Origin of the sequence: Paracidovorax valerianellae, assembly GCF_900102625.1 — a bacterium.
Taxonomy (GTDB): Bacteria; Pseudomonadota; Gammaproteobacteria; order Burkholderiales; family Burkholderiaceae_C; genus Paracidovorax; species Paracidovorax valerianellae.
In genome coordinates this window covers 126,632-152,420 of the sequence record NZ_FMZC01000002.1, presented here as the reverse complement: position 1 = coordinate 152,420, position 25,789 = coordinate 126,632, and the positions used below count along the sequence as shown (strand labels likewise).

Sequence of the window (25,789 nt, the reverse complement as noted above, 5' to 3'; positions counted from 1 at the left end):
GATGATTGGTGAAGACTTTTTGGAAGTGAAATATCAAAGCTGCAGTGTTAACCCATTCGACCAGCTTGCCACTAGTCAAGAGGAGCTTCACCACAATCAGGGTGAGTCAGAAATTACTGTATCTTCAAGCCGTACACCCCAGCAATCTCGTAATTTTCCAACTACGTTCGGACAGGGCATCGCGCGACACGCGGTCACAACGCACCAGTCGACTGTTGTATGGCGTCCTCACGCCCGCAGAGACAACATGAACTCTCTCTTGCATATGCTTGGCTTGTTTTCAAGCTTCATTCGACCCTGGCCTTTGTAGTTCCCTGAAATCTTCTATGCGCAATTCAAAGTCTTAGGGCCCGAGGCATGCAGGACACCCGGACTTCGATAGGATGCCAGTTCGGTTGATGGCGCGCAGTAGGGGAAGTCTGACCGTCTCGCTTGCGGCAAGCAGTACCGTGATGTCGTTCTCGGCTATCAAGGTGACGCATCGCGGCGCGTACAGCGCCCGTGGTCTGGACACCAGCTGCTGAGGATATCGATCGTGTTCTTCTCCATCAGAGCCCCGCTTGCGGCGACTCACTTGCAGTACGCCAGGGCCGTCACCCGGTACTTTTCGGTAAAGCTGCGGGGGCTGGGGTTTTCCGTGGCACCGACGCTGGCCAGGTTGAACCCGTTCGGGCAGTGCCTTCGGAGAGCGCTCTCGCAAGGAGGCGCTGTCGTCGCGTCGAACGTGTTGCCAGGCTCGTTGCAGGTGGCGAGGTAGCCGCCATCATCGCGGCTCTTGAACGAGTCCAGCCAACTGTCGAAGCGATGCATGCTTCTGTCCATCGAAGCGCAACCAGCCAAGGCCAGGATCAGTGCGATCAGGATTGCCCGAGCGACGAAGGATTGCGGCAGCATCTGCGTCCACCGTAAGTTTCCGAAAACTAGTGCGCGGCACGCAGCGCACGCGATCGATGCTATGCCGTCACTCGACCTTGAGTGTGAAGTTGGCATTAATCGACCAACTGCCGCCGCTGTTCTCGAAATTCAGTGCCGTCTGGAAGCTGCCCGCAGCCGGGGAGCTCCAGCTCGCGTTCCATGCCCCGTCCGTACTCCTGCTAATCGCGGCGCTGGCGCCGTTGGCGAACTTGAACTCGGAGCCGATGGAGTCATTGGAAAACGAGAACGACGCGTCGCCCACGGTGACCTTGCCCGATCCGCTGAGTTCTCCGCCCGGGGTGAACGAGGCGCTCAACTCGAAGTTCTCCAGGCCAGTTCTGAATCCCACGCGGCCATCCATGGACGTGCCGTTGGTGGAGGCGGAGCCGAAGGCATTGCCTCGCTCGACATTGACCTCGGCGCCGCCGGTCTTCACCCGTCCGTTGAATCTGGTGGTCGAAATCTGCCCCTTGAAAGTCGCTCCGACGACGCGCCCGTTGTCCCTCCACACATCCGCCTTGAACGGGATTTCATCATCGGGAAGGGGTTGGCCGGGTGTCGGGGGACGTGCGTTCGGTGCTGGGTCCTGGTTGGACGTGGCTGCAAGAGTGCGGGAAGAGATCATCCTGTTCTCCAGATCGTTCTACACGGTGGAAAGTGTCGGACATGGCTCGTCCGCCGTCGTAACGGCTGGTAAGCGCGCTTGGCTGGTGCATCGGAAAAAAAACGGCTCCCGAAGGAGCCGCCAAGGGTCGTCACAGGATCAATGCACCAGCTGCCGTGCGAGTGCCACTTCCACCGAATCGCCATCCTGGTTCAGCACGTCGAGCCCGGATTCCGGGATGTCGCCCGAGGTGCTCTGGGCCACCATGATCTTCTTGGCCATCAGTTCCAGGCAGGTCATCTGCGAGGTGGCACCGTAGCCCAGGTAGATCACGCGCACCGGCTGCTTCTGGCCGATGCGCCAGGAGCGGCGTGCGGCCTGTTGCAGCGAATACACGTTGTAGCCCGATTGCAGGAAGACGATCGTCGGAAACTCCAGCAGATCCAGTCCGGTCTTCACCAGCTCCGGATTGGTGATGAGCACGTCGATGCCACGGTCCAGCTGCTCGGCGATCCAGTCCTCGCGGCGGGAGGCTTCCACGCTTGCGCGCAGCACCGCCACCTTGAGGCCTTCCATCTCCAGCAGCCGCTTGAGCCGCGCCGTCGTGTCGCGCGTGCCGGTGTACACCGTGTAGACCAGCGTCTTGCGGCCCAGTGCCTTCTCCTGCCGGCAGATCTCGACCAGTTCCCGTTCCTTGGGCATGGCGTCCAGTTCGTGGAACTGGGCCGGCACGAACGCCAGCGTGTCGCGCGTGCGGGGATGCACCACCGTCTCCGACCGGAAACACGTGTCCGGCCAAGCCAGCAGCACGTTGAGGACCACACCCAGCAGCGTCGTGTCGCGGCGTGCCAGCGCCTGCCGCAACTCCGCAGTGAGACGGCCTGCCAGGTTCTGGTAGGCCGATGCCTGCGCCGGCTCCATCGCCACTTCGCGGAACTCTTCGTCGTAGGGCGGCAGCACGTCGCCGCCGATGTCCTTCAACTTGAGGAACACCGTGAACGGCAGCACGCAGCGCAGCACACCCTTCGGCCCGAAACCCGGTGCCTTGACCGTGCGCACCGACACCTTGGAACCCTTGGCCGTCTTGTGCGAAGTGCCGGTGCTCTCGGAATAGATGTCCTTGAGCACACCGTGGTCGCGCATGAATGCCATCGCGGCCGAGGTCATCGAGCCGCTTTTCGAGGGCCGGTAGCCGTCTTCGATCATCCGCCCGGGAAGGGCACGGAACAGCAGATAGAACAGGTCGTCGCCATAGCCACCCATCAGCGTGCCGGTCAAATTCAGCGTCTTTCGCGCCTTCGCCGCCAGCACGCCCATCGCCTGGCCCTGGGCCGAGCCGCCGTTCTTGTACTCGTGCGCCTCGTCGGCGATGAGCAGGTCGAACGTGCCTTGCGGCAGGTAGCGTTTGATGAACTCGGACGGCTGGTAGCCGCCCTCGCCGAAGCCGAACTCCATGTTCGCCATCGCGCGCTCCATGCGGTGCGCCTGGCGGTCCGAGAAGACCAGCTCGCCGCGGTCATCCATCAGGTTGATGAACTCGTGGATGTTGTCGCCGAGCATGGAGGCGAGAAAGCCGTCGCCGAACGTGCGCATCAGCCGCTGCGCGGTGACCTGTCCGATGGTGGGAATGCGCTGCAGCGCCTTGAGCACCGCGCTGGACTGATCGGTGGCCGACAGGCTGCGCGGGCGCATCAGCGTCCACAGGGGAGAGCGGCATCCGCCGCAGGTGCGGCGGGTTTCCTCCGCATCGAGTTCAGCGGTGCCGATGGGCTCGCCGTCCTCGTCGGTGATGACGGTGCCGCAATGCGGGCACGTGCCGACGTCGCCGTGGCGGGTGCGCCGCACCGCGAAGGCGGGGTTCCAGTGAAAGCCCAACCGCATGCGCACGCGCCCGAGCACAAAGAACTCCTGCGCGTGCGCGGGGACCTGCAGCTGCTCGCGCAGCTTGAGCAACTTGACCAGTGTGTCCGGGCCGTTGAGCACCCAGACCTTGGCGCCAGCGACCGTCTGCTGGATTTCGCGGCGCCACTTGTAGACCAGGTGGGGCGGGGAGAGCACCAGCGTGCGGCGGTAGCCTTCGGCGTGCAGCACGGCCGCGGTGGCGATGCCGACCGTGGTCTTGCCGCAGCCCATCTCGCCGTTGACGAACGCGGCGCGTTCGCCGCGGTTGACGAGCAACTCGGTGACCGCGTGCACGACGTCGGCCTGCGCGGGGAAGAGCCGGCGCTTGAGGCTGGAGAGCACCGATTGCCGGTGCATGCGCACCTGGCCGGTGTAGACCGGCGGGTTCGCATCGTTGAGAGCCTCCAGCAATTCGTCGCCGAACTCCGAGACGAAGTCCGCGAGGGCGATGGTGAGCAGGGACGATGCGTCGTCCAGCAGTTCGCCCTGCACGGGCGCCGCATCGTTGGAATCGAGATCGAGGGACATGGTGATGCTCCAAAGAAAAAGGGGCATGCACCCGCCCCGAGGGGCAGGTGGCATGCCCCAGGGATGGGAAGAGCGACGGCGGGCCGTCAGGAAAGCGAGATCAGATCTCGGACGGCAGCACGACGTGGGTCGCGCTGCGGTCCGGCAGCGTGAAAACGTGGAGATTCAATTCGCGGGTGACGACATAGAACGAGCCCAGGCGTTCGCCTGCGGGCAGCGCGGCGTGGTTCGCGTGCCAGTCCTCATCGGAGACATCGCCCCAGTCACCGCGCATGTGGCGTTGGACATAGGGCAGGGGGTCCAGCCGGCCCTCGCGGACCAGCCGGTAGACCCCTTCGCTGTAGACCAGTGCGCCGATGGGAAACAACTGGTTTTGGCGCTGCGCGGTGCGGTGAGAAGACGACATGGAATGCTCCTTTCAAAAGCGGAGCACGCCCGGCCCGGGGCCGCGACGTGCCCCATGCGCTGGATGAAAAAAAGCGGAACCGCTCAGCGGGGATCCGGTTCCTCCGGCAGCCGCACGACCGTGCGGTGGCGCGCCTCGTCGGTGAGGACGAACAACGCCAGCCGGGGCGTGATGCGGTACTGCGATCGCAGGACGCCGCCTGCCTGGAGCGCGCCTTCGTTGGCGCGGCGCTGGGCTTCATCGACCTCGCCCCAGTCGCCGCGCAGATGGCGCTGCACATAGGGCAGGGGATCGAGGAGGCCCTTGCTGTCCAGCCAATGCACCTGCTCGCTCAGCTGGAGCTGGCACACGGAGAACAGCGGGGACGGCACGGATGCACGCCGCTGGCGTGCGAAGAGACCTTGCAGCATGGAATGGCTCCTTGGGTTGGAAAGAGGCGGCGAGGCCGCCGATGGGATCGAACGTCAGCGGATGGTCAACACCTCGCCCCGAGTCGGGGAGGACGGCGTCATGTCCCACGCGCGGATGACCGGCACGAACTTGTCGGTGAGGATGCGGGTCTCGGCGACGGAGCCGTCGTCCCGCTCGGTGTATTGCCTGGCGAGCGTTTTCTCCTTGTGCGTGTCGCCCTTGACGGCCAATACGCGGCCGGTCTTGGAGGTGACCACGCCGGAGATCGCACCGGCTGCGAGCGCCAAGGCGAGATGCCAGGAGGACAAGGCCCGCGCCGGTGGGCGCAAGGCCTGCTGGGCGGCGCCCAGGTGCGTCTGTATCGAAGGCCACAGCCCTTGCAGCCGGCCGACTTCATCGGCGAACTGCGCCGGCTCCATCGTCACGCGGTAGAAATGCTCCGGCGGCGCCGGGCTGGCAGGCACGGTGTACGGCAGGAACGGCCATTCGGTCGGCAATGCGTCGGCTTCCACGTCGCCATGCCCGACCTGCAGCAGCAGGCCGCGCGCGGCTTTCGCTTCGTCCGACGCCTGGTCACGTTGTCGGACCCGGCGACCGAAGACCACCACCTGGCGGAACTGCGTCTCCACCGCCCGGTAGACCCGCAGGCCATCGAAGTGGCGCGTGAGCCATCCGACCAGTTCGGCATCGAGCACGTAGCTGGGCACGATGAAGACGAGCATGCCGCCGTACTGCAGCAGCGGCAGGCAGCGCTGGTAGAAGAGCTTTTCCAGCCGCGCACGGCCTTGGCCCTGGTAGCCGACGTTGCCGTTGGCGTCCCGGGACAGGTCGCCGTAGGGCGGATTGAGCCAGAGCAGGCCGAAGGCCTGGCGGGAGATCATCGTGTCCATCAGGTCGCCGTGCAGGCAGTGGTCCACCAGCGAACGCGCGTGGGACGCGCGTTCGCCGTCGTATTCGACGGCATACGCGGTGACCTGCTCGCGCCCGAGGGCGTGGGCCGCCTCGGCGATCGCCACGCCTTCGCCGGCGCAGGGATCGAGGATGCACATCGGACCGCTGGCTGGCGCGAGGGCGGACAGCACCCGCTCCAGCGTCGGTTCGTCGGTCGGGAAGTAGCCCGCCTTGATGAAATTGCGCGCGAGGCGCGGAAACATGAGTGCCATGGAATGCTCCTGTTGCGGTGAGAAAAAAGGAGGAAGGGCCTGCTTTGCAGGCCCATCGAGGGCGTCAGGCGCGTCGCCGAAGCGGCTCTGCCGGGAGGGCGTCTTGCGCGCAGGCGCGGAGAACGTCGCGGCGGATCAATTCGCCGAGTGCTTGGGTGAGCACGGGCACGTCCAGGGCCAGCCGATGGCCTTCGAGCGGCCCGAGGGCCAGCGGAAGGCGGCTCAGCATCGCGTGGGTGGACAGCAGCTCCAGCACGGTGTCGCGCCAGTGGTCGAGCAGGGGCAGCGGACAGGTCTGCCGCACCAGCGTCCACAACCGTTCGGTGGACGCGGCGTCGGCCTTGGGGATCAGGGCGAGCGCGCTGGCGTTCGCTTTATCGGGCTGCACGCAGCGGCGATCGAACAGCCACAGGTGGACCATGGAGCCGAACAGGGTGCGGCGGAAGGCGCGGGTCGTGCGCTTTTCCAATTGCTCGACGTTGCCGACGAACACGGGAATCGAAGCGCCCTCGCCGGTGACCAAGTGGAACTGGTCCAGGCCCTGTGCATCGCCTGGCAATGTCAGGCGCGCCAGAAACTCCTGGATGGCGGTGTCGCGCGCCCAGACGGACAGGAAGACGAGTTCGCCCTGTGCGCCGCAGACGCAGGCATCGGCCATCAGGTCGGCGCATTCGTCGATGCGGTAGAGGGGCGGGTTGGACGAAGGGTTTGCGGGCATGGTGGTGTCCTCGGATGACGGGAACAGCACCGCCCGCCGGGGCAAGTACTGCCCCAGGGGGTGGAAAAAAGCCGCTCAGTCCGGCGTGAACTGCCGGGTGTGCGGGTTGAAGTGAAGCGCCTGGTCTGCCGAGGTGATCGGCGTGAAACCCTCCAGGTAGATGTGGTGGAGGTACTGGTCGCGGTAGGTCAGTGCCCGTCGCGCCTGTTCTTCGGAGAGACCGCTGCGGATGAAGGTCTGCTGCATTTCCTCGTCGCTGGACACTTCGTCGTTGGACAAACTTCCTTCAACGAGTGCCAGCAGCGAGGGCGAAAGCGCCGCCAGGATCGGGTCCATGTCGGCTCCTTCGCTCAAGCGGTCAGCGACGCGGCGGGTGCAGTGGCCATCTTGGGCGTGCGACGCCGCGCGTGGTAGGCGCGAACGCCTGCACGCCAGTCGGCGCACCGCTCTGGCGCGAGGTCGAGGTAGGAGAGCGGGCACGAGTAGTAGTACGGGTGCATGGACTCGTCCAGGGGCTTGTGGCCCCATTGGTCGCCGCTGCGCTTCAGCAGATCGCAACGGATGGTGCGCAGGGACTGGCCCGGTGCGAGATCACGATGCACGCCTTCGGCCTTGGCGGTCATTTCGGCGACGGACCAGAGGACATTGCCGCGCAGCGCGTGGGCGATGACCTTCACGCTGGCGCGCTCGGTCTCCTGCGGCGCGATCAATTGCGCGATCAGTTCAGACCGCGATTGGGGAGAGAAATACCAGCCCATGAGAGGCCTCCTGAGATAGAAGAGCCGGAGGTCTCCCCCGCGGGGAAGAACCCCGGCGGGTGGTGAAAACGCCGCGTGTGTGGCGATGGAGCGAAGGGCCAGTCTTCAGTACGAACCGCAACCGGCGGGACAGCAACCCAGTTCGATGCCGTGCGAGCAATAGCCGTTATCCGCATTCCAGTCCTGGGATTCCTGCCGTTCGGCAGGTGTTGCGTAGTCCCATTCCCGTGCGATTTTCAGAGCCTGTGCACGCTGGTCTTCGGGCAATCGACCGGCTTGCGCATCGATCGCCGAACTGAAGCGTTCGACGTAGTAGTCGTGAGACAGGCCGCAACCCTTGTTGGCTTGTGCGGCGAGTGCCTCGCAGACCGTGCGCCACGCGGGTTCATCGAACGCGTCGGCCGTGTGATCAATGGGATGTGAGTGAGTACTGCAGTCGATCGTTGACATGGTGAAGAACTCCAGAAAGAGGCCAGAGCCCCCCTTCCGCGCGGGAAGGCGCTCCAGCGGGTGGATGAATCACCGCGGATGCGGTGCAGAGACTTACGCCGCCTGGGGTTCCGGCTGGCGTTTCCATTCCTGTGACCTGAAATCCAGTGCATAGCCCAGCGCGCCCAGGCGTGCGATCTGCATGCGCAGCGTGCGACGGTCGATGGTCGAGTCCAGCTTGACGAACTCGCCCAGGGGCCACAGCACACCGAACAACGCAGCGTCCTCGCTGTCGGCACCACAGGACTCGGTGGCATCAGCCGCGGCAGCAGATGGCGCTTCCACGCCGAACGGCGTGGTATCGATCAGCGGATCTTTCGATGTCCGCACGGGCGCGGGCTTTGACGCGGGACTTGGCTCGGGGACCGGTGCCGGTGTGGCCGTGGCCGGTGCACCCAGGTCCTCGTCCAGCGGATCGACGTCCTGCGGCGCAAAGCTGCGGACTTCGTCGCGGCTCAACTGGTCCAGGCCCGAGAGGGTCATCCCGTCGAGGTTGGCCCGGATTTCGAAGCGCATGCCGCCGGCGGTGGGATACGCCTTGGGATAGATGTAGCGGATGGCGAAGCTCCCTTCGTACTTGCCTTCGGGGTACTGCTCCAGTTCCGCGTCCTTCACGGCGAACTCGCCAATCGGCGTGACGAGCCGACCGACGTTGAACGGGCCGTTGCGGCCACGGATGGTGCGCAGCGTCAGCTGGCCGGTAACGATGTGGGGTGTCGTGGACAACGGCGGTTGGTTGGTGGCCACCATGGGATGTCTCCTCGGAAAAAGTGATGGGCGCCGGAGGGCGCCCGTTCAAAGCGGAAGAAGCGGACTCGCCCGCGAGGGGCGAGGTCCGTGCGGCGCTAGGCCTTGAGTTGGCGCAGGCCATCGGCCAGCATCCACAGCGCGCGGTTCAGGCGCAGGTTCTGATCGATGCCTTGCACTTCGCGCGTGCGCTGGCGGCGGCCATTGGCCGTTCGCGCGGACAGACCGCCCTTGACCAGGTTTTCCTGGACCCGGTTGAAGACGGACCACAGGTCTGGCCGCCGATCGTCGAAGCGGCGCGCCGAGAGCAACTGACTCTCCGCGACTGGTAGAGGCTTGTCCGGATCGTCGTACTTGAGCGCCAGTGCGGAGCGCGCGAACACCTGCGCCTCGCCCTCGTTGAGGGTGAGGGCGCTCATGGCGTCGCGGGATTCCCGCACGGTCTCGAAGCCGTCGAGTACCTTGAAGGCGCCTTCGATCACCTGGCCCGACACGTCGCCCTTGTGGGGCACGCGGATGTCGGCGGCGGTGTCGCCGCAGACCAGGCCGTTGTGGCAGACGAATCGGTACATGCCGGCGAGCATCTGGTAGCTGCTGGTGCCGTCGTGGCTGTTGACGAGGATGATCTCTTGGGCCTCGGCGCCGTTGATCTGGCTCGCATGGCGCAGGCGGATAAGGTGCTTGGTGAACTCGCGCCGATCCTCGTTGCGGACGCGCGTCTGGCACACCATGAAAGGCTCGAAACCTTCGGCACGGAGTTTGGAGAGCACGGTCGCGGTCGGAATATAGGCGTATCGGTGGGACCGGCTGCCGTGGGGTTCATCGGCGAAGATGGAGGGCGCAACGGTGCGGATCTGGTCGTCCGACAGCGGACGGTCCGCGCGCAGCACGGGGGAGTGGTGCGAAAAGCGGGTGGCAAGAGACATGTCCGTTCTCCTTGAACAATGCAGCAGCCTGCCGGCCGGTGGACGGCCTCGCGGGATGCGTAGGAAGGAAATTGCGAACGCATGCACCTCCGGGGAAGGAGGTGCATGGGCTGCGGGGAGGAACGGCAGGGCCCCGGCGATGGGACCCTGTCGGTTCAGTACGAGGCAGCCAGGGCCGACTCGTGTTCTTCGGTCTCGCGCTCGGCGGACTCGGACGGCGGGACGCCGGCTTCATCGTCGGCAGGGCCGGCGGCGTCGCAGGCGCTGTCGTCCTGCGCCACTGGCGCCTCGGTGGTCGCGGGGACCTCGGGATAGACCTTCTGGCCGTCGATCTTGATCATGCCGACGTGGATCAGCTTGGACTCCAGGCTCGCAGCCGCTTCGCCCGCATGCTCGCCCCGGGTGCGGATGTACGGATCGATCTTCATGTCGTTCAGACGGAAGGCGATCAGTACCTTGCGCTCGGCCTCGATGGCCTGCACGCAACGCCGCACCAGGTGCTGGGCATCGTCGGTTTCGACGATCGCGTCGATGTAGCGGTATTCCGGTTCATCGACGGGACCCGCCAACGCGGCAATGGAGCACGAAAGAAACGCATCGCGGTCCTTCGGAGTGACTTCCTTGGGACGGTTGAGGTAACCGATGCCCCGGGTGATCAGTTCGTGCACATCGACCGTTCCCAGTTCGGTGCGCTCGATCGGTTCGGCTTTCAGCAGCCGGCCCTTGATGCTTGCTGCGGGCTCGCCCTTGCGATCACCGCTCGGACGGATGTACGGATCGCCCCACAGGTCGCCGATCCGGAAACGGACCAGCGGACGCTGCCGGGGATCGTCGACACCGATGTAGCGTTCGACCAGCTTCTTGGCCTCGGCACCCGAGACCTTGACATCGAAATACCGGTAGCTCGGATCCTTCGCAGGACCGACCAGCGCGGCGATCGTGCACGCCAAGAAGGGCTGTGCACGCCGCCCCCCTTTGACGGGAACTTCGCGGGCCCGCTGCACATAGCCGATGCCCGAGGTGTGGAGGTCGAAGTAGGACTTCGTGTGGGATGGGGTGTTCATGGTGGATCTCCATGGGAAGAAAGCGGAGACACACCGACCCCACGCTGCGGGGGAGAGGTGCGTAACCCCGCGGTGGGTTGATAAGGCGATCTGCATCCACCACCGGGCAAGCCGGTGGTCGTTCGCACGAGGGATGCGGTGCGAACTGGTCCGGTCACGCAGCTAATGGCTGCGCGCAACCTCGAAGACCGGAGGTTGCCTGGCATGTCACCGACATCGGTCGGCAGGCATGCGCGAAGCGTCGTGCGTCCTGGGCCGGTGCGCTACTCACAAGGGGTACTGGCATCCGACCGCATTGCCTGTGAGAATCGACCCTGCGGATGAGCCGTGTTTACATTAGTGCGATTCTGGGCAAAGTCTTTTCTGGCGGCAGTAAAGGCCAAAGGTGAAAGCGTTTGCCGTCATTAGGTGAGCGCATACATTTGAAAAGGAGCCTAGTTGAGCACGCCAATCACGCTTTCGATCGGTGACATTGATCTGACATACAACACCGGTCACATGGGCATCGATCATGGTCATCTTTTCCAAGAGATCGATCGAAAGCGTCGGCGTCGCCCTACGATCGACTACAGCTACTTTGAACAGCATCCAGAGGATGATCTCGCACAGATGGAAATGTGCTTGGTCCGACCGCTGATCACCATGTTGCCCAGACTGGAGTTGCTGGGACACACATTGGATACGGTCAAGGAGGAATACGAGCTAAGAGCCGCAGAGCATCAAGAGCGGAAGATGTACGATGCTGAAGATCCCGGGGCTTGTGACATGCCGCTATTGGGTTTCGATCACTTTCTCGACTTTGTTCGCATGCATGCGATTTGTGACCTGAGCAATGAGCTACCTGACGATGTAGGAGATGCTGATCGAGACGGGAAGTTTGGCCGCTTCTCGAGTGATGCAGTTTCTGCCTTTTTGCCGAAACTTGAGTGGTGGGACGCTGGAAACAGCTACTCGGAACGTAGCCACTTCGGTAGCCTGCTTGATTTTCTTCATCCTTACTCTGTACTGCGGGTGCTTGCGGAGAATCCCGCCAACCTAGAGTTGGATGTCGTCTGGGACTATGGCGCATTTGTCAGCGCTGGCTGGGAAAAGAACGAGCACTTCATCACTGGCGCTCGGAGAGCGCAGACATACTTGATTGCGACTGAAGGCACGTCAGACACACATATCTTAAAGAAAGCGATCGCGCTCTTAAAGCCCGACGTAGAGGACTTTTTCCGGTTCATCGACTTGGCCGAACGCCATCCTTTTCCTGGTACTGGGAATCTGGTCAAATTCGCGGAAGGGTTAGCCAAGATCGACGTTCACAACCGCGTAGTTTTCCTCTTCGACAACGACGCTGAAGGAATAGATGCCTATCGCGCCCTGCAGCGAATGGCACTTCCTGCCAACATGCGCGCGCTCGCTCTGCCGGACCTTCATGAGTTACGGGAATTCCCGGCGCAAGGGCCAGAGGGGGTCATCGCTACCGATATCAACGGTCGTGCTGCTGCCATCGAATGCTATTTGGACTTACGATTGAAAGGGTTCAAGCAGGCCCAGGTCACGTGGACTAACTACAAGGACAAGCTGGGGATCTATCAAGGCTCACTTGATCACAAGGATTCCTATGCCAAGGCGTTCTACGAAGCAACGGCAGAAACTATTGCAGATGGAAGCTACGACGTCAGTAAGCTTCGCATTGCGCTCGACGCCCTTCTTCGTGAGTGCATCCAGTTGGCCAAAAATGTATCCAATCCATCACATGGTGCACGCGGCGCATAGCCATGCAAGAGTACTTGATTGGAGGGGCGACGCGACTCTCAGAACTATCTACCCAAATCGAGCATTGAAATTTACTTGGCAAGTCGGGGCATCGGCCAGCAGTCGAACGCATTGCCGGAAAAGAAAAAAGCCCCCGCTTGGCGGAGGCTGAGGAAGGGGAAAAGGGGGCCGATCAATGGTCGATCGCGGCGGGCGGCACGGTCTGCAGGGACAGGTGGGTCGATGTGGCCGACAGCTCCAGATCGTCTTCGCTGGCCAGAATGCGGGCCAGCACGCCTTGGGACGGATCGAGGTATTCCCCGAAGTCGTCGCCGCCCAGTTCGGCGCGCGCCCGTTCCCACCAGTGATCGAAGGGATCGACATCGGGGTTGCAACCGACCGCATAGGCGATCAGCTTCTGGTGGCCATCGGGTCGTCGCTCGCCGCGCTCGGCGAGCCAGTACACACCCTGGTCCTTGACAAGGATGACACGGCACTTTTGGGCGATCGCTTCGGCCAGCACGGGCCGCAGATCGGTGCCTCGGAATCGAAGGGACATGGTGGACTCCTGAAAAAATGAAGGAAAGCTCCTCGCCGGGCGGGCGAGGAGCGAGGCGGGTGTCATCGCCAGACGGGTGCGATCACGGCACGCGCTTCACGCGGATGCGGCGCCAGCTGCCGTCGTCGATCAGCCCCTCCAGAACCCGGCCGAGGTCGTCGAAGAACACGTCCTCGATGCGATCAATGCATTCGCCACCGCAGTGCAGTTCGATCACGTACTGATCCGCACCGCGGTCGTACAGCACGCGGACGTCGCCGGCGAACTTGCCCGTGGCGACGGTGAAGCCGATGGCAGGCGGCGTCTTGATGATGTTGGCGGGCGTCGGATCCACCCAGGTGAAATCCCGCGCGCCCGCATCGACCAGCATGTGCGTGATGCGACGAAAACCGTCCGGTGCCGGCAACTGCTCCAGCTGTTCGATCAGCGCGGCAAGTTCGGGGCAGCGGGGCTTCGGGATGGGCAACGGTGCAGACGCGGAGCCCAACACCATCGTTTCCACCGAATAGGGCTGTCCGTCAACCGTCCGTTCGATCCGCTTTTCGGGCGTGTCCGCCCGAAGGCCATCGAAGCGGCGCCTGGCATAGGGCTCGACGTGCACCTTGGCACCTTCATCGGGCACTTCGGTCACCAGCGCCCGGTCGAGCACCGCGAACTCGGCGCGACCGGTCTTGACGATGATCGCCTCGTCGGTCTTTGCAATGACCTTGCCGTCGAAAGGCTTCGGATCGACGTGAAAGCCCAGCATCGACACCTTGGGTTCGCCGTCGAAGACCTGGAACTTGAAGCGGTGGACGTTGGAGGGCACGTGGCCGCAAACCAGTGTCGGCATCTGTGCGCGGAGGGCTTGGGTATCCATGGAAGACTCCTTGAGAAATCCAAGGGACTTCCGCCCGCAAGGGAGGAAGATCCCTTGTGGGTTGGTGTGAAAGGACGCACGACGCGTCCGAAGAGGAATGACCTGTGCGGCGAACCGCACCGCAGCCTGGATAGGTCATGGCTGCTGGGGAAATGCCGCCGGCGAATGGGACGAACGGGCTTTCGGGGTCACTGCTCCCCGTCAGTGCAAAGGCCTTCGATCAGATGCCAGACGACACGGCGTTGCAGTTGCCTGCGATGGGCGGCATTGCGGATGCCGGCCAGCAGTCGGTCTGTAAAGCGGCCCTAATCAGGTTGCCGAGCTGCAGCGCATCGCTGGAGGCGCTGTGAAACAGGAGGTCGATCAGGCCACGCTGGTCCAGCGGCTGGATTTGGCGGTAGTAGTCGCCCGAAGGCGGCTACTCGGCCACGGTTAGCCGGGCATCAAGATCAGAAGGGCTCTGCCGCACGCCGCGTGCGATTGCCAGTGGATCGGGGGCGTCGTCGGCGCCGGGTTCGTCCAGAGCGGTGAGTACCGCCCGTGGCGACAGCGAATCCGCCCATTGCTCGTGCACCGTGGGCTGCCAATGGCGGCAGATCGCTTTGGCCTCAGTGTTGCCGAAGAGAAAGCGCGTGGTCTCGTGATCGGCGGCACCTTCGGTGTCGTAGTCCACGACTGCAAATGGCGGCAGCGGCAGGTGCTCCGGCCAGTCCTGGACGAGGATCGCCTGGACGAGGCCGCCTTCGAGAACGATGGCGAAAGAGGAATTTCGGGACATGGTCCACTCCTTGGAAGGAGGTGGAGGGACACCGCCCCCGAAGGAACGGATGTCCCTCGATGGGTTGAGAAGAAATACCTGGGTGGTTCGCTGGTGTCAGCTCCCCATCCGACGTAGGTCAGCACCAGATCAGCGATGACCTAGCGCCGCTGCAGATCGAGGCCGCCCAGGTCGGCGAGGCCCTCGAAACCGCAGCGGCGCAGCATGGCTGCGCCTTCGCGGGCGTTGTAGAAGCTGACCATCGCCGACAGGAACATGCGCTGGCCGCTGCTCAGCACGCCGAGGGCGTCGCCGAGCCGCAGCAAGTTCGGGCGCAGGTCCCACTTGCTGCGGGCGCGCTGCAGGCCTTCGTGCGTGCCATCGCCGAACCACTCGGGTCCAGCGATTTCCACGCCGCGCTTCCAGGCTTGGAAGAACGCATCGGGTGCCGCGGCGAAATGCCGTTCCTCACGTTCGATATGTTCGACGACTTCCGGTGGGAGAAGCGGGTGCATGAGATCTCCTTCAATGGATCACGGGGTGGGCAACTGGGACCAGCCACCGCGCTCCAGCGCCTGCTGGGCGGCGGCTTCGCTGCGGAAGTACTCGTTGGACTCGCGCGAGACGGGACCTTCTGCGTCGCGCGTGCCGATGTAGTGGCCGGCGGCGCTGTGCAAGACCTGCAGCGGCAGGTACTTGCCGGCGTATGCGAGGGCGAGGCAGCCGAAACGCGTTGGCTGGGACGAGGTGTCGGCGCTGGTTGGGTGGGACAGGTGGGACAGGTGGGACATGGGCGAACTCCTGGAAGAAGCGAGATCGAGCAATCCCTGACGGGATGGCAGCTCCCGCAGGCAGTGGATGAATCGGCATCGGCGTCACCAGGACGCGTGTCCGCGGACTCGATGCGATGGCGGACGGGCGGATCGCGCGGGAGAAACTCCCGCGGCAGCCTCGGGGACCCTGGCTGCTGGCATGGTGCTGACGGCGTCAGCGACACATGCAGCCAGCTTCGCGCGCGCGCCTGGCCGCCTCGGCCGGAAATCGGAATCCCGCGCCGTCCGGATTGCCGAGGCAAAAAAAAGCCCCGGATCGGAATGCGGGGCCATGGGGAAAGGGAGGGAAAGGGCGGTGAGAAATCAGGCCAGTTGCAGGCGTGCAATGCGGGGATGCTCGCGGTGTTCTGCCTGCCACAGGTCGTAGGCCGCCTGTTCGGCCAAGTATTGTGGTCGAGAACCGAAGGACTGTCCGGTCCGAAGGGCGCCATAGCCCCCGCCCGAAAAGGCGCAAGGAACTTGCGGCCGGTTAGACTTGCTGTGGCTGAGCCGGACAATGTTCCATGAACCAATTCTTCGCTGACCAAATCGACCAACTTGACCTAGCCATCGATCAACTCGCGATTCGCGACAGGAACTTTGATCGATTTGCGCTGATGCTTGTCGACAACGTCGTGGAACTGGTTCTTCACCAGCACGCGAAGGACAAGGTCATGTGGGGCCAGGCTTTCGCATCGAACAAGCAGCCCAAACCGGAATGGAAGACTGCGGTAGCGGCTACAGGTCGGAACTTCGATGCCAAAGTGGCCTACGCCCGAGAAACTCAGATCATCTCTGCGGCAATGGCGGACAGCATCCAGTACCTGCACTCGTTCAGGAATTCTGCTTACCACCAAGGAAGTCGCCACGAGGGCATCTTGCATTCACTTGCGGTGTTTTACTTCAAAGCGGCGTGCGCTTTGCTGGGCGCCTACAAGCCTACTTTCTTCGGTATTTATTCGGGTGACCAGATATCGCACCGGGCAGTGAAGTATCTCGGTAGGCCCGACCTGTTCGATCAGAAGGATGCGTTTGCCAGGGCGTCCGGCCGACTTTCAGAGGTCGCCGACGCGCTTGGTGAGAACCTGATCGAAGACCTGCAGGCCGACATGCTCTCGACAATCGAACAGGCTGACTCTTGGCTCGACTATATCTCGGCAAACGCTCCCGACCGTCCGAGCAGAGATCAGGCGGTTAGACACTGCCAAGCTTGGCCACTTTCTTGGACTGAAGAGGCCAGGGCCTTCGCGAATGCTAATGGGTGTAAGGCATCGAATCTTGGGGGGTATGTGGAATGGCTTGGGCATAACTATAACTGGCAGGTAAAGACGGATCCGATTGCCAGTTGGAAGCGGCGGCATAGCTCATTGAAGAATGAGAGGGGTGCGGACGCAGCGCTCAAGAAATACTGCGACTTTATGAAGCAGACGGAGGCGTTTCGCGAGGCGCTTGAGGAATATATCTCACAGCTGGATGGCTACATTCAAGAGCAGATTGACTATGCCCGCGGGAAATAGGGAGCTCAACAGCGCTGCTGCTGGAGAATGTATTTGCAGTGGGGTCGCTCACTGCTGGACACTCACTGGTTTCGGTGAAATCAGAGTTTTGATCACGGCACAAGCACACCATCACCACCTCACCCAAAGGCGTTCTGGGTGCGCGCATACCCAATGCGCCATCGAGTGTATGGCTGATTCCCCAGACTGGAAGTAGGCACGGGTGTCGGGCCGCGTTTTCCCACTGACGATTGACATAAGCGATCCATCGGTCTTCAGTAATTGCCGTGCTGGCAATGCTCGCGATGACCGCACCGCTACCCTTACACTTCGGCCAGACCGAGCCCCACTATTTCATGTCCGATGCAAAGTCTTCCGGACGCGCCATGCAGACATGCTATTGACCGGCATCTTGCAGGCTGAGATGCCGGTCATATAGCTAGATGCCGCATCGGCGCTGCGTAGGCATCCCCGTGTCGAGCGGCCACATGGCTCTAGGTCGTCATGGCTATCGTTGCGCGGGTACACGACGTGTGCCATCGGAATCCTTGCGTCGCGCAGCGCGGAATCGCCCGGAGGCTTGTCAGGACTCCCCTACCAGGCTACGTCTCAGGCGTGCACCGAGCCAAGCGACGCACGGCACGGCCATCGAATTGCCGATGGCCTTGTAGCGCGGCGCGTCGGCCGCCAGCTTGCCCCGGTAGGGCACCTGCGTGTAGTCGTCGGGCATTCCCTGCAGGCGCTCGCACTCCCTGGGCATCAGCCGGCGCACCCGCCAGTGCAGGCCATGCAAGCCGGCGGTTGGTGCTTCGCAGAGGAAGTGCGCTTCATGGCTAGGTGCTGGCGCGCGTTCACCGCCATCGCCCTCGCTCGTGCGCAGCGACAGCGGTGCAGGCTCGCTTGCGGCGGCGGCACCGTCCCGGCCGCGCAGGGCCATGCTCAACACCATGGGACGGCCCTGGCCGGGCTTGCCGCCGCCGGTGGACAGCGTGCCGGCGATCTGCCCGTGGCCGGACTCCCAGCGCAGCTCGCCGCGGGAGTTTTGTGCGAAGGCGATGGCGGGGACCACGCCGGCATTGGCATGGCTTGAGCGATGCCCACCGGCGCGTAGCGTCGGCGACAGTCCCAGCGCTGCATCGGCACCGCATCCTTGTGCAGTGAAGGCAATGATCGGGACACCCTTGCCGGTGCCATCCTCGCCGCACCCCTTGCCGCCCTTGGCCGTGTCCAGCGTGTGGCTGATGCGTCCGGCCACCGACTGCACGAGAACCGTCTCGGTGCACAGGTCGTGCCGGGGGCCGGCGGCCATGAGGCAGGCCGCGACATCGACAGGCCCCTGGCCGTTGCCGAAGCCGAGCGACACGGTGACTTGGCCGTAGGGCGATTTCAGCCCTGTCGGGCCGCCTGCGCGCGCAGGGCGTGGTCCAGCAGCGCCGGCAGCGTCTTGCCACGGTGCGCAGCCCGGCGAAGGATCCCCGCGCAGGCCTTCGCGCTCAAATAGTATTTCGGCGGGATCGATGTGGTCTCCACCACTTGCCACAAGAAACAAGCGCCTGCGGCGCTGGGCGACGCCGAAATATTGGGCATCGAGCACGCGCCAGGCGATGCGCCGGCGCGGTCCAGACACACAACCTGCGTTCGTCCATCGGGGCCCTGGCGGTTCGAGCGCACGGTCTTCGCCGGCCAGTGCGCCCAGCAGGCAGCCAAAGGCATTGCCGCGGTCGCTGAGGACGCCCGGGACGTTTTCCCAGACGAGCGTGGCTGGCGTGCGGCGGGCACGGGTGCGGACTTGGTCGATGGCATTGGCGATCTCCACGTAGGCCAGGGTGAGGGCGCCGCGCGGATCGGCGAGCCCCTGGCGGGCGCCGGCGACGCTGAAGGACTGGCAGGGCGTGCCGCCCACCAGGATGTCGGGCGCGGCAATGGCGCGGGCGCGGATTCGATGCGCCAGTTGCGTCATGTCGCCGAGGTTCGGCACGCGGGGGTGGCGGTGGGCGAGCACCGCGCTGGCAAACGGATCGGTCTCGGCAAACCATGCCGGCACGAGGCCGAGCGGTTCCCAGGCGAGGCTGACCGCCTCGATGCCGCTGCACACGCTGCCGTACGCCAATGCGGTGTTGGTTGGGGGGTGGGGGTTCATGGGGGTCTCCTGTTCGCAGTGGGGGGAAGTCAGCAGAAAGACGCCGGAGACCGTGGGTCTCCGGCTCGCGAGGAAGCGACCACCCGTGGACTGGCACAGCACGCGGTCGTCGGTGGAACCGTCCGCTGTCTCAGCCTTCACCCGGCCCGTGTCGTGGCTGGGGCCGACAATCCCTGGCACGCATCCGCGCACAAAGGGCACCTGTTGTTTCGCCGGTAGGCGCCGGCATTGACTGCCGTCGACCCAGCGGGTCTCCGGGCGGCTCGCATCGCAAGGCGCCTGGGGACCCGCCGCGCAAACGGGAACACGCGATCAGTTCGTCCCGCTGGCGCGGGCTGGGCAGGAAGGTGCCTTCACGCCGGCCGGTGCACGAACGCCAGTGCCGGCGGGCACACCTTGCAGAAGGCTTGAGCGTGCTGGGTGCCTCGCGGGGGGCGCGAGGACAACGCATCGGCGCGGAGGGCGATGCGATCGGGTAGAGGGGCCTGTCGGGAGGCTAGTGGGAGCGCCCGCGCGGGGTGCGTGCTGTGCCAGCGTTGCCGCTGCTGGCGCGGCGCGTCTTGGCTGGGCCGATGGGGAGCGTGCCCTTGCAGTCGGGATAGCGCGAGCAAGACCAGAACGCCCCGGTCTTGCCGCTGCGCTGGCGCGTCGCCGCGCCACATAGCGGGCAGTGGGGGCCCTGGGGAATGCGGATGGCCAACGTCGCACCGCGGTACTGCTGCACCAGCTGCGCGACCCAGGCGGACTGCTTCTCGACGAACGTGTCCAGGCGCATCTGCCCCGCTTCGATCATGTCCAGCGCCTGCTCCCAGATCGCGGTCGTGCCGGGATCGGCGATCGCCGCCGGCACCGCATCAATGAGCGTCATGGCGGTGTCGGAGGCACGGACCGCGCGTCCTTTCCTGAGCAGGTAGCCGCGGCCGAGCAGGCCGCTGATGATGTTGGCGCGCGTCGCCTCGGTGCCGATGCCGGTCGTTTCCTTGAGCTTTTGCTTCAGGCGCGGGTCCGTGACCAGCTTGGCGACAGTCTTCATCGCCTTGACCAGTTCGCCTTGCGTGTACGGCCTGGGGGGCAGGGTCTTGAGCGATTTCAGATCGAGGGACTCGACCTGGCACGCCGTGCCTTCGCGCAGCACCGGCAAGACCTGGTCGCACGGCCGCGCGTCATCCGTCTCGGCGTCCGCGTCCTCCGGCGGGGAGGGCGGTGCTGCGAAGGCCAGATGCCAGCCCGGCACGGCGACCTGTTTGCCGACCGCCTGCAGTGCCTGGCCGTCGCTGGTGAACTGCGCGGTGGTGCGATCGAATTCGTGGTGGGGAAGGAACTGGGCGAGATAGTGCGCGCGAATCAGCCGGTAGACGGCGAGCTCCTTCTCGCCCATGGCGGACAGGTCGGCCGGCTCCAGTGTGGGAGTGATGCCGGGATGCGCCGTGATTTTGGAGTCGTTCCATGCGCGCGAGCGCTGGGTGGGGTCGAGCTGGGCGATGAGCGGGCGCAGGCTGGGATCGGTCTTGACCAGGCTGTCGAGAACCAGGGGCACCTCGGCGAGCATGCTGTCGGGTAGGTAGCCGGAGTCGGTGCGCGGGTACGTCGTGGCCTTGTGCGTTTCGTAGAGCGCTTGCGCGATGTCGAGGGTTTCTTGCACGTCCAGTCCGAGGCGCCGGGAGCAAACCTCCTGCAGCGTGCTCAAGTCGAACGGCAGCGGTGGTCCCTCGCGCAAGCGCTCGGTGTCGATGCCGACCACCTGGGCCGCGCCCGCGGCGCGGATGTGATCGGCCGCCTGCCGCGCCACCGCGGGCTGCAGGCACCGGCCGGCGTCGTCGGTGCAGCCCGCCGGCGGCGTCCAGCGCGCAATGAACGTCTGTCCGCTGGCGGAGAGCGAGACCTCGATGGACCAGAACGGCACGGGCACGAATGCGGCAATCGCCCGGTCGCGGTCGACCACCAGCTTGAGCGTGGGGGTCTGCACGCGCCCGACGGACAGCACGCCGTCGTAGCCGGCCTGCCGGCCGAGCAGGGTGAACAGGCGACTGAGGTTCATGCCGATCAACCAATCGGCACGGGAGCGCGCGAGCGCGCAGTGGTAGAGCGGCAGCGTCTCGCCCGAAGCCCGCAGGGTGCCCAGCGCCTTGCGGATCGAGGCATCGTTGAGCGCCGACAGCCACAGCCGCTTGATCGGTCCGCGGTAGCCGCAGTAGTCGATCAACTCGCGGGCGATCATCTCGCCCTCTCGGTCCGCATCGGTGGCGATCACCAGTTCGGTGGCCTGTGCCAACAGTTGCCGGACGACTTTGAATTGCGCGGCGGTTTGGGTCTTGACGACCCACTGCCAGTGCTGGGGAAGAATGGGCAGTGTCTCCAGCGCCCAGCGCCGGTACTGCTCGCCGTAGACCTCCGGGGGCGCCGCCTCGATCAGGTGGCCGATGCCCCAGGTGACCTTGATGCCCGGGCCGCCGTAGCAGCCCGCCTCGCGATGGTGTGCGCCCAGGACCTTGGCGATGTCCTTGCCTTGGGACGGCTTCTCGCATAGAACCACGCGCATGATGCCTCCCGAAAGTGCGTGACGGTCACCGAATGTCCATCAGCATTCCCGGCTTGCGCGCGCACCACAGCCAACAACGCGCGCGCCGCGGTCACCGTGTTGCGCCGCCTTCGCGAGGCAGCGCATTCGCAGGTCTCGACCGCGGTGTTGGGTTGTGCATGGGTCAATCGCTGGCGGTGCCCGGCTTCGGGCTGAGCGCCACCGACTCCAGGCGATAGGGCAGGATGCCGACGCTGCGCGCGTTGATTCGGTACGTGGTGCGCGGCTGGTTGTCGCTGTCGGTCCAGTCGTCGCGCTCCTGCCGGCCGCGGACCATCACGCGCATGCCTTTCGAAAAGAGCGTGGCCCAGTGCTCGGCATCGCGGTGCCACCACTCCACCGGCGCCCAGTACCCGCCGCGGTCATCGAACGAGCCGTCCTTGTTGGGAACGGGATTGTCGAAATACACGTTCAGGCGCAGGACGCGGCGCGGCTCGTCGTTGCCGTTCGGGTACTCATCGAACTCGGGGGGCGAGCCGATGTTGCCTTCGCCGCTGAAATACGTGCTCATGGGATCAGTCTCCAGGTGGGTTGAAAGAACTGCATGGCAGGCGCCGATGCAGGTGTCGCGAATCGATCCAACGTCCGGTCGGGCGCAGGTTCCCGCCGTGCCCGTACGTCCTCGTGCAGGCCGCCGCTGCGTTCATGGCGCAGGATTTGCGGTATGCGGGGGCAGGCCGTTGCGGCGCTGATGGCAGGCATGGGCTTGCTCCAGCTTGGTGGCGCAATCGAGGGCCTGGCGGCCCAGCGTGTGCAGCAGGCTCACCTGCATGTTCAGCACCACGCGCTCGACCTCCATCGCGTAGAGGTCGTCAACCAAGCTGTCCGGCGTTGCGGGGTTTTCCATCAGGTCTTGCCATAGCGCCACGCCCATCGCCGAGCGATCGTGGCTGCGCCAGCGCAAAAATCGCGTGCCTGCGCCAGTGGTCTGCTGGGCCAGCTGGACCGGCAGCAGCAGAAACGGATATCGGCTCGCCTGCGCCAGCACGCGCTGCTGCGCCAAGGCGGCGAGATCGTCCCGCAGCGCGTGGCACTCGCTGGCCCAGAGCCTCAAAGGTCCCTTACCTTTAAAAGGCTGTAAAAGGCCTTTTAGAGAGGCTGCCTGTCGCAGATTGCGGAAGTCCGCCTGTTCCAGCGGCACGAAGCGACGGCCTGGCGCGCTGGTGGATGGTGCGTGGTTCATGCCGGCGTGCCCCCGCCATCTTCGCCATCCCGTGTGGCCGATGGGCTGACGTCAGCGGTGCCTGGCACAGGGCGGCCATCGCCCTCGATGGCGAACGTGCCCTCGTCGTCGCCGCCGGCACCACCACCATCAGTGCTGCCGCTGCTGCGCGCGGTCGCCGCCAGTGCCGAGCGCCGGACGATCGGTGGCGCATAGCGCGAGCGGCGCGTGCCTTCGAGCACCTCTTGAGGCAGTTCGCCGAACTTTTCCAACGCTGCGCGGGCTGCAGCATTCTTGGCGGCGAAGTCGTCGCGGGTGCAGCCGGAATAGCGGTACTGCTGCGCCAGCGAGAACAGGCTACGCAGGGCATGGGCACCCTCGTTGAGCCAACGCTCCAGGGTCGAGCGGTCGATGAGCGCCGTATGGTGGGCCAGGATCAGCTTGCGCGCCAGCTCGTCGTAGTCGGCCAGCAGGTACACCGCCATGAAGCCCAGTTGCGCATTGACGAAAAGGGGCAGCCGGATGGGCTGCACGTTGAGGTTGTCGCCCAGCGATAGAGCGGGCGGCACGTCGGCGAGAGCGCTGTCCACCTGCTCGCGCAGTTGCCGCAGGGCGGTGTCGGTCTGCGCGAGCTTCTCCTCGATGCGCAACATCCACCAGTCCGAGTAAGGATCGTCCTGTTCGGCGCCGCGCTTCATCTTGTTCATGACGGCGATGTAGCCGTTGAGGCCGACGATGCCCGGCCGTCCTTCGGCGGCGGCGCGGCCATGCCAGATGCGGGAGGCGTGGTGGGTGTGCAGCGTCAGCGACATCGCGCTGCGCAGCGATCCGAGATTGAGCTGCAGGGCGGGGGGATTGGAGGCTTCGGCCATAGGACAACTCGCTGAGGGATGTACGAGCCGCCAGCGTCGTCGCTGAGAGGGAAGGCTGTCCGTGAACAAAACGCAGCCCATGGCCGCCTGTTTGGTGTTGCTGGCGCCGACCGCGCGCGTGCGAACGCGCCGGGTTCGCCCTGGTGCTTTCGTCGGTGCGAGGTGCCAGGGAAGGCCGCGTGTTCCGCCTATACCCTGGGTCTAGTGCCATGGACCGCCAGGGATGTCTGCTGGCTTCGAAAGGGGCGTGCGTGATGGCTCGTCGGCCTCCCGATCGTCCTGTGCCGAGGGAAGGCAGCGTGTTCGGTTGATACCCGGGGTCTGGTGCTGCCAAGCGCCACGATGTTCTGCGCATTGCTCAGGGGCTTCGCAAGATGGCGCGCAGCCGGTCCAGATGGGCCTGCACCACTTCGCGGCTCGCAGGCTTGGGAGCGGCAGGGGGCGGTGGTGCCGCTGGTGGTGGCGGCGCAGACGCGCCGCCGTCGGTGGCGCCCCTGGCACCGGCCCACGCGTTGAATTCGCCGCGAAGGGCTTTCTGGATGATGCCGAACAGGTAGCCCGCCGGGCTGCGCACCGCGCTGTCCCGGCAGCGCGCCGCCCACTCGTCGACCACCGCCTGGCGCTGCGCCGCCGGCACCTGCTCCAACGCAACCAGCGCACCGGCTTGCTGCTCGTCTTTCAAGCGGAGAAACAGCGCGGGCAGGCGCAGGTCCGTGCGCGCCTGCACCCGCGGTACCGTACGTATTTCTGAGAGAGAACTACTACGTACGGTACGGTCCTGCTTCGGATTCCGAACGGAGGCCTGCGACGCGGGTTGGCGACCGGCTTCGGAATCCGAAGTGGGTGCATCGGCCATCCGAAGGCGGTCGTGCGCGCTGCCTTCGGATTCGTGGGAGGGTGTCTCCTGTGGACAAGTTTCTGTGCCGTGCAAGGCGTCCATCCCGCCACGGGCCATGCGGTCGGCGAGCACTTGCAGCCGCGTGGGCAGCACGCGTCCGTTGAGCAGTGGATCCTCGGCGATTTCCTGCAGCGTGTGCAGGCCGACCTGCTGCACGGCCTTGCTGGCATGCGTGAGGGCCTGACTGACCAAGCCAAGGTAGCCGGCGTCCAGTTGCATCGCCTCAAACGGCGTGAGCGGTTCGTCGTGGAGCACATACAGGTTGCCCAGGATGCGCCCGGTGCGCGGGTCGCGTCGGCGGCGCACCAGGCTCAGCCAACGCGTGAGCCGCAGCAGCGTGAGTGCGCGCGCGACGGTTTCGGTCGAGGCCTTGGGTCCGCAGGGCATGGCCGACAGATAGGGGCGCAACTGCTCATAGGTGGGCAATGCGGTGAGTCCATCGCCTTGCAACTGCAACCGGAATACCTGCCACGCATTGCGCTCCAGCGGCGTGAGCCGCCGGTCCAGGAAGAGCGCGCGGGGGACGCTCTCCTGGCGATTGCCGCTGTAGAGGAACCCGTCCTGCAACGCGGGTGCGGACGGCGCGGCGGGACGGGGTGGCAGGGTTGTATTGGGTGCACCGGCCTGGACCTGCCGCCAGGCGTCATCGAGCACGGCCGAGAGCGGGCGCGGGCCGGCCGGCCGGGGCGTCCCCGACGTCGCCATGGCCCTACACCATTCCTTGCGCGATCCAGCCCTGTATCGCGGCCCAGACAACCGACAGCGGGAGGGCCATGTCCTGGGCCAGGTCCATCCCCACGTCCAGCATCGCCATGTCGTCTTCGAGCGCGACGCCTCGCTCGCGAGCAGCGGCGCGCCAGCGCGCCCACAGGTCGGCATCCTGCGCCTCGCTCAGCACGGGGTGGCGTCCCTTGCGTTTGGGCAGTCCGAGGATCTCGCGGCGCAACGCCACCTCCTGGTGCGACAGGCCGTAGAAGGTGCTGACCATCTCCGTGCTCGCGCCCAGGCGCAGCATGCGGTCCACCGTGGAGATCTCGCGCTCCACGTCCTGCACCTGGCCGAGCAATCGCCGCACGACCTCGCGGTTGACCGTGACCGAGCACCACGACACCGACGCGTTGAGCAGCACGCTCACCAGGTCGGGTCGCTTGAGCGCGGCCAGCTCGGCATCGCCGAAGCCCATGGACCGGGCGCGGCGCAGCTGGCCGTTGCGCAGGTCGTGCAGCGCTTGGGCGATCACGGCCTGGTTGAGCGGGTGGGGTGCGGTCATGGCAGCAGGCCG

Annotated in this window: 27 protein-coding genes; 2 read left to right on the top strand and 25 right to left on the bottom strand. The window is 65.0% G+C overall.

Annotated elements, in window-relative coordinates; all coding sequences use genetic code 11:
* Nucleotides 1–570: 570 nt before the first annotated feature.
* From BLT03_RS03405 to BLT03_RS03345, 13 genes are all read right to left on the bottom strand, one after another.
* A complete protein-coding gene (locus tag BLT03_RS03405; RefSeq protein WP_217640129.1) occupies nt 571–810 on the bottom strand; it encodes a hypothetical protein in 240 nt (79 codons plus the stop codon).
* Between the two features lie 151 nt (nt 811–961).
* Complete coding sequence (locus BLT03_RS03400; RefSeq protein ID WP_139160310.1) at nt 962–1,540, bottom strand: hypothetical protein; 579 nt, start codon at nt 1,538–1,540, stop codon at nt 962–964.
* A 138-nt stretch (nt 1,541–1,678) separates the two neighbouring features.
* On the bottom strand, nt 1,679–3,949 hold the full coding sequence (locus tag BLT03_RS03395; protein WP_092740360.1) for a helicase-related protein: 2,271 nt from the start codon (nt 3,947–3,949) through the stop codon (nt 1,679–1,681).
* Between the two features lie 100 nt (nt 3,950–4,049).
* Complete coding sequence (locus BLT03_RS03390) at nt 4,050–4,355, bottom strand: hypothetical protein (RefSeq protein WP_092740358.1); 306 nt, start codon at nt 4,353–4,355, stop codon at nt 4,050–4,052.
* Between the two features lie 83 nt (nt 4,356–4,438).
* Nucleotides 4,439–4,765: a methyltransferase gene (locus BLT03_RS03385; RefSeq protein WP_092740356.1), complete on the bottom strand. Its 327-nt coding sequence runs from the start codon at nt 4,763–4,765 to the stop codon at nt 4,439–4,441.
* 54 nt (nt 4,766–4,819) lie between these two features.
* Entirely contained in the window at nt 4,820–5,929 is a 1,110-nt protein-coding gene (locus BLT03_RS03380; RefSeq protein ID WP_092740354.1) for a DUF6094 domain-containing protein, read from the bottom strand.
* A 64-nt stretch (nt 5,930–5,993) separates the two neighbouring features.
* Nucleotides 5,994–6,647: a hypothetical protein gene (locus BLT03_RS03375; RefSeq protein ID WP_092741017.1), complete on the bottom strand. Its 654-nt coding sequence runs from the start codon at nt 6,645–6,647 to the stop codon at nt 5,994–5,996.
* Between the two features lie 75 nt (nt 6,648–6,722).
* Entirely contained in the window at nt 6,723–6,983 is a 261-nt protein-coding gene (locus tag BLT03_RS03370) for a hypothetical protein (RefSeq protein ID WP_092740352.1), read from the bottom strand.
* A gap of 14 nt (nt 6,984–6,997) precedes the next feature.
* Nucleotides 6,998–7,405 carry a hypothetical protein gene (locus tag BLT03_RS03365; RefSeq protein ID WP_092740350.1) on the bottom strand — a complete coding sequence of 136 codons (408 nt, stop codon included), beginning with the start codon at nt 7,403–7,405 and terminating at the stop codon, nt 6,998–7,000.
* A 105-nt stretch (nt 7,406–7,510) separates the two neighbouring features.
* Nucleotides 7,511–7,855: a hypothetical protein gene (locus BLT03_RS03360; RefSeq protein ID WP_092740348.1), complete on the bottom strand. Its 345-nt coding sequence runs from the start codon at nt 7,853–7,855 to the stop codon at nt 7,511–7,513.
* A 93-nt stretch (nt 7,856–7,948) separates the two neighbouring features.
* Nucleotides 7,949–8,644, bottom strand: a complete 696-nt coding sequence (locus BLT03_RS03355; RefSeq protein ID WP_092740346.1) for a DUF3275 family protein — start codon at nt 8,642–8,644, stop codon at nt 7,949–7,951.
* A gap of 95 nt (nt 8,645–8,739) precedes the next feature.
* A complete protein-coding gene (locus tag BLT03_RS03350; protein WP_092740344.1) occupies nt 8,740–9,567 on the bottom strand; it encodes a DUF932 domain-containing protein in 828 nt (275 codons plus the stop codon).
* Between the two features lie 155 nt (nt 9,568–9,722).
* Nucleotides 9,723–10,631 (bottom strand): DUF3577 domain-containing protein, encoded by a 909-nt coding sequence (locus BLT03_RS03345; RefSeq protein WP_092740342.1) that lies wholly within the window; start codon nt 10,629–10,631, stop codon nt 9,723–9,725.
* Nucleotides 10,632–11,069: 438 nt separating this feature from the next.
* Here BLT03_RS03345 and BLT03_RS03340 point away from each other — a divergent pair, with 438 nt between their 5' ends.
* A complete protein-coding gene (locus BLT03_RS03340) occupies nt 11,070–12,395 on the top strand; it encodes a HEPN/Toprim-associated domain-containing protein (RefSeq protein ID WP_092740340.1) in 1,326 nt (441 codons plus the stop codon).
* A 172-nt stretch (nt 12,396–12,567) separates the two neighbouring features.
* Here the strand turns inward: BLT03_RS03340 and BLT03_RS03335 are convergent, their stop codons facing one another.
* The 5 genes from BLT03_RS03335 to BLT03_RS03315 form a co-directional block, all read right to left on the bottom strand.
* Nucleotides 12,568–12,933 (bottom strand): DUF3085 domain-containing protein, encoded by a 366-nt coding sequence (locus BLT03_RS03335; protein ID WP_092740338.1) that lies wholly within the window; start codon nt 12,931–12,933, stop codon nt 12,568–12,570.
* 82 nt (nt 12,934–13,015) lie between these two features.
* Complete coding sequence (locus BLT03_RS03330; RefSeq protein ID WP_092740336.1) at nt 13,016–13,792, bottom strand: GTPase; 777 nt, start codon at nt 13,790–13,792, stop codon at nt 13,016–13,018.
* Nucleotides 13,793–14,210: 418 nt separating this feature from the next.
* Complete coding sequence (locus tag BLT03_RS03325) at nt 14,211–14,570, bottom strand: hypothetical protein (protein ID WP_092740334.1); 360 nt, start codon at nt 14,568–14,570, stop codon at nt 14,211–14,213.
* A 140-nt stretch (nt 14,571–14,710) separates the two neighbouring features.
* Nucleotides 14,711–15,064 carry a hypothetical protein gene (locus BLT03_RS03320; RefSeq protein WP_092740332.1) on the bottom strand — a complete coding sequence of 118 codons (354 nt, stop codon included), beginning with the start codon at nt 15,062–15,064 and terminating at the stop codon, nt 14,711–14,713.
* Between the two features lie 18 nt (nt 15,065–15,082).
* Nucleotides 15,083–15,340 carry a hypothetical protein gene (locus tag BLT03_RS03315; RefSeq protein ID WP_245711224.1) on the bottom strand — a complete coding sequence of 86 codons (258 nt, stop codon included), beginning with the start codon at nt 15,338–15,340 and terminating at the stop codon, nt 15,083–15,085.
* Nucleotides 15,341–15,885: 545 nt separating this feature from the next.
* Between BLT03_RS03315 and BLT03_RS03305 the strand changes: the two genes are divergently transcribed.
* Nucleotides 15,886–16,878, top strand: coding sequence for a hypothetical protein (locus BLT03_RS03305; RefSeq protein ID WP_092740330.1), 993 nt, complete (start codon nt 15,886–15,888; stop codon nt 16,876–16,878).
* Between the two features lie 562 nt (nt 16,879–17,440).
* Here BLT03_RS03305 and BLT03_RS03300 read toward each other — a convergent pair.
* The 7 genes from BLT03_RS03300 to BLT03_RS03270 form a co-directional block, all read right to left on the bottom strand.
* On the bottom strand, nt 17,441–18,997 hold the full coding sequence (locus BLT03_RS03300) for a DNA cytosine methyltransferase (protein WP_092740328.1): 1,557 nt from the start codon (nt 18,995–18,997) through the stop codon (nt 17,441–17,443).
* Nucleotides 18,998–19,493: 496 nt separating this feature from the next.
* Nucleotides 19,494–21,536, bottom strand: coding sequence for a DNA topoisomerase III (locus BLT03_RS03295; protein ID WP_092740326.1), 2,043 nt, complete (start codon nt 21,534–21,536; stop codon nt 19,494–19,496).
* A gap of 163 nt (nt 21,537–21,699) precedes the next feature.
* A complete protein-coding gene (locus BLT03_RS03290; protein ID WP_092740324.1) occupies nt 21,700–22,086 on the bottom strand; it encodes a single-stranded DNA-binding protein in 387 nt (128 codons plus the stop codon).
* Nucleotides 22,087–22,218: 132 nt separating this feature from the next.
* Complete coding sequence (locus BLT03_RS03285) at nt 22,219–22,758, bottom strand: DUF3158 family protein (protein WP_092740322.1); 540 nt, start codon at nt 22,756–22,758, stop codon at nt 22,219–22,221.
* On the bottom strand, nt 22,755–23,609 hold the full coding sequence (locus BLT03_RS03280; protein WP_245711223.1) for a PFL_4669 family integrating conjugative element protein: 855 nt from the start codon (nt 23,607–23,609) through the stop codon (nt 22,755–22,757). Before BLT03_RS03280 ends, BLT03_RS03285 begins: the two co-directional genes overlap by 4 nt.
* Before the next feature lie 358 nt (nt 23,610–23,967).
* A complete protein-coding gene (locus BLT03_RS03275) occupies nt 23,968–25,212 on the bottom strand; it encodes an STY4528 family pathogenicity island replication protein (protein WP_092740320.1) in 1,245 nt (414 codons plus the stop codon).
* Nucleotides 25,213–25,216: 4 nt separating this feature from the next.
* Nucleotides 25,217–25,777, bottom strand: a complete 561-nt coding sequence (locus BLT03_RS03270; RefSeq protein ID WP_092740318.1) for a DUF2857 domain-containing protein — start codon at nt 25,775–25,777, stop codon at nt 25,217–25,219.
* Nucleotides 25,778–25,789 lie beyond the last annotated feature (12 nt).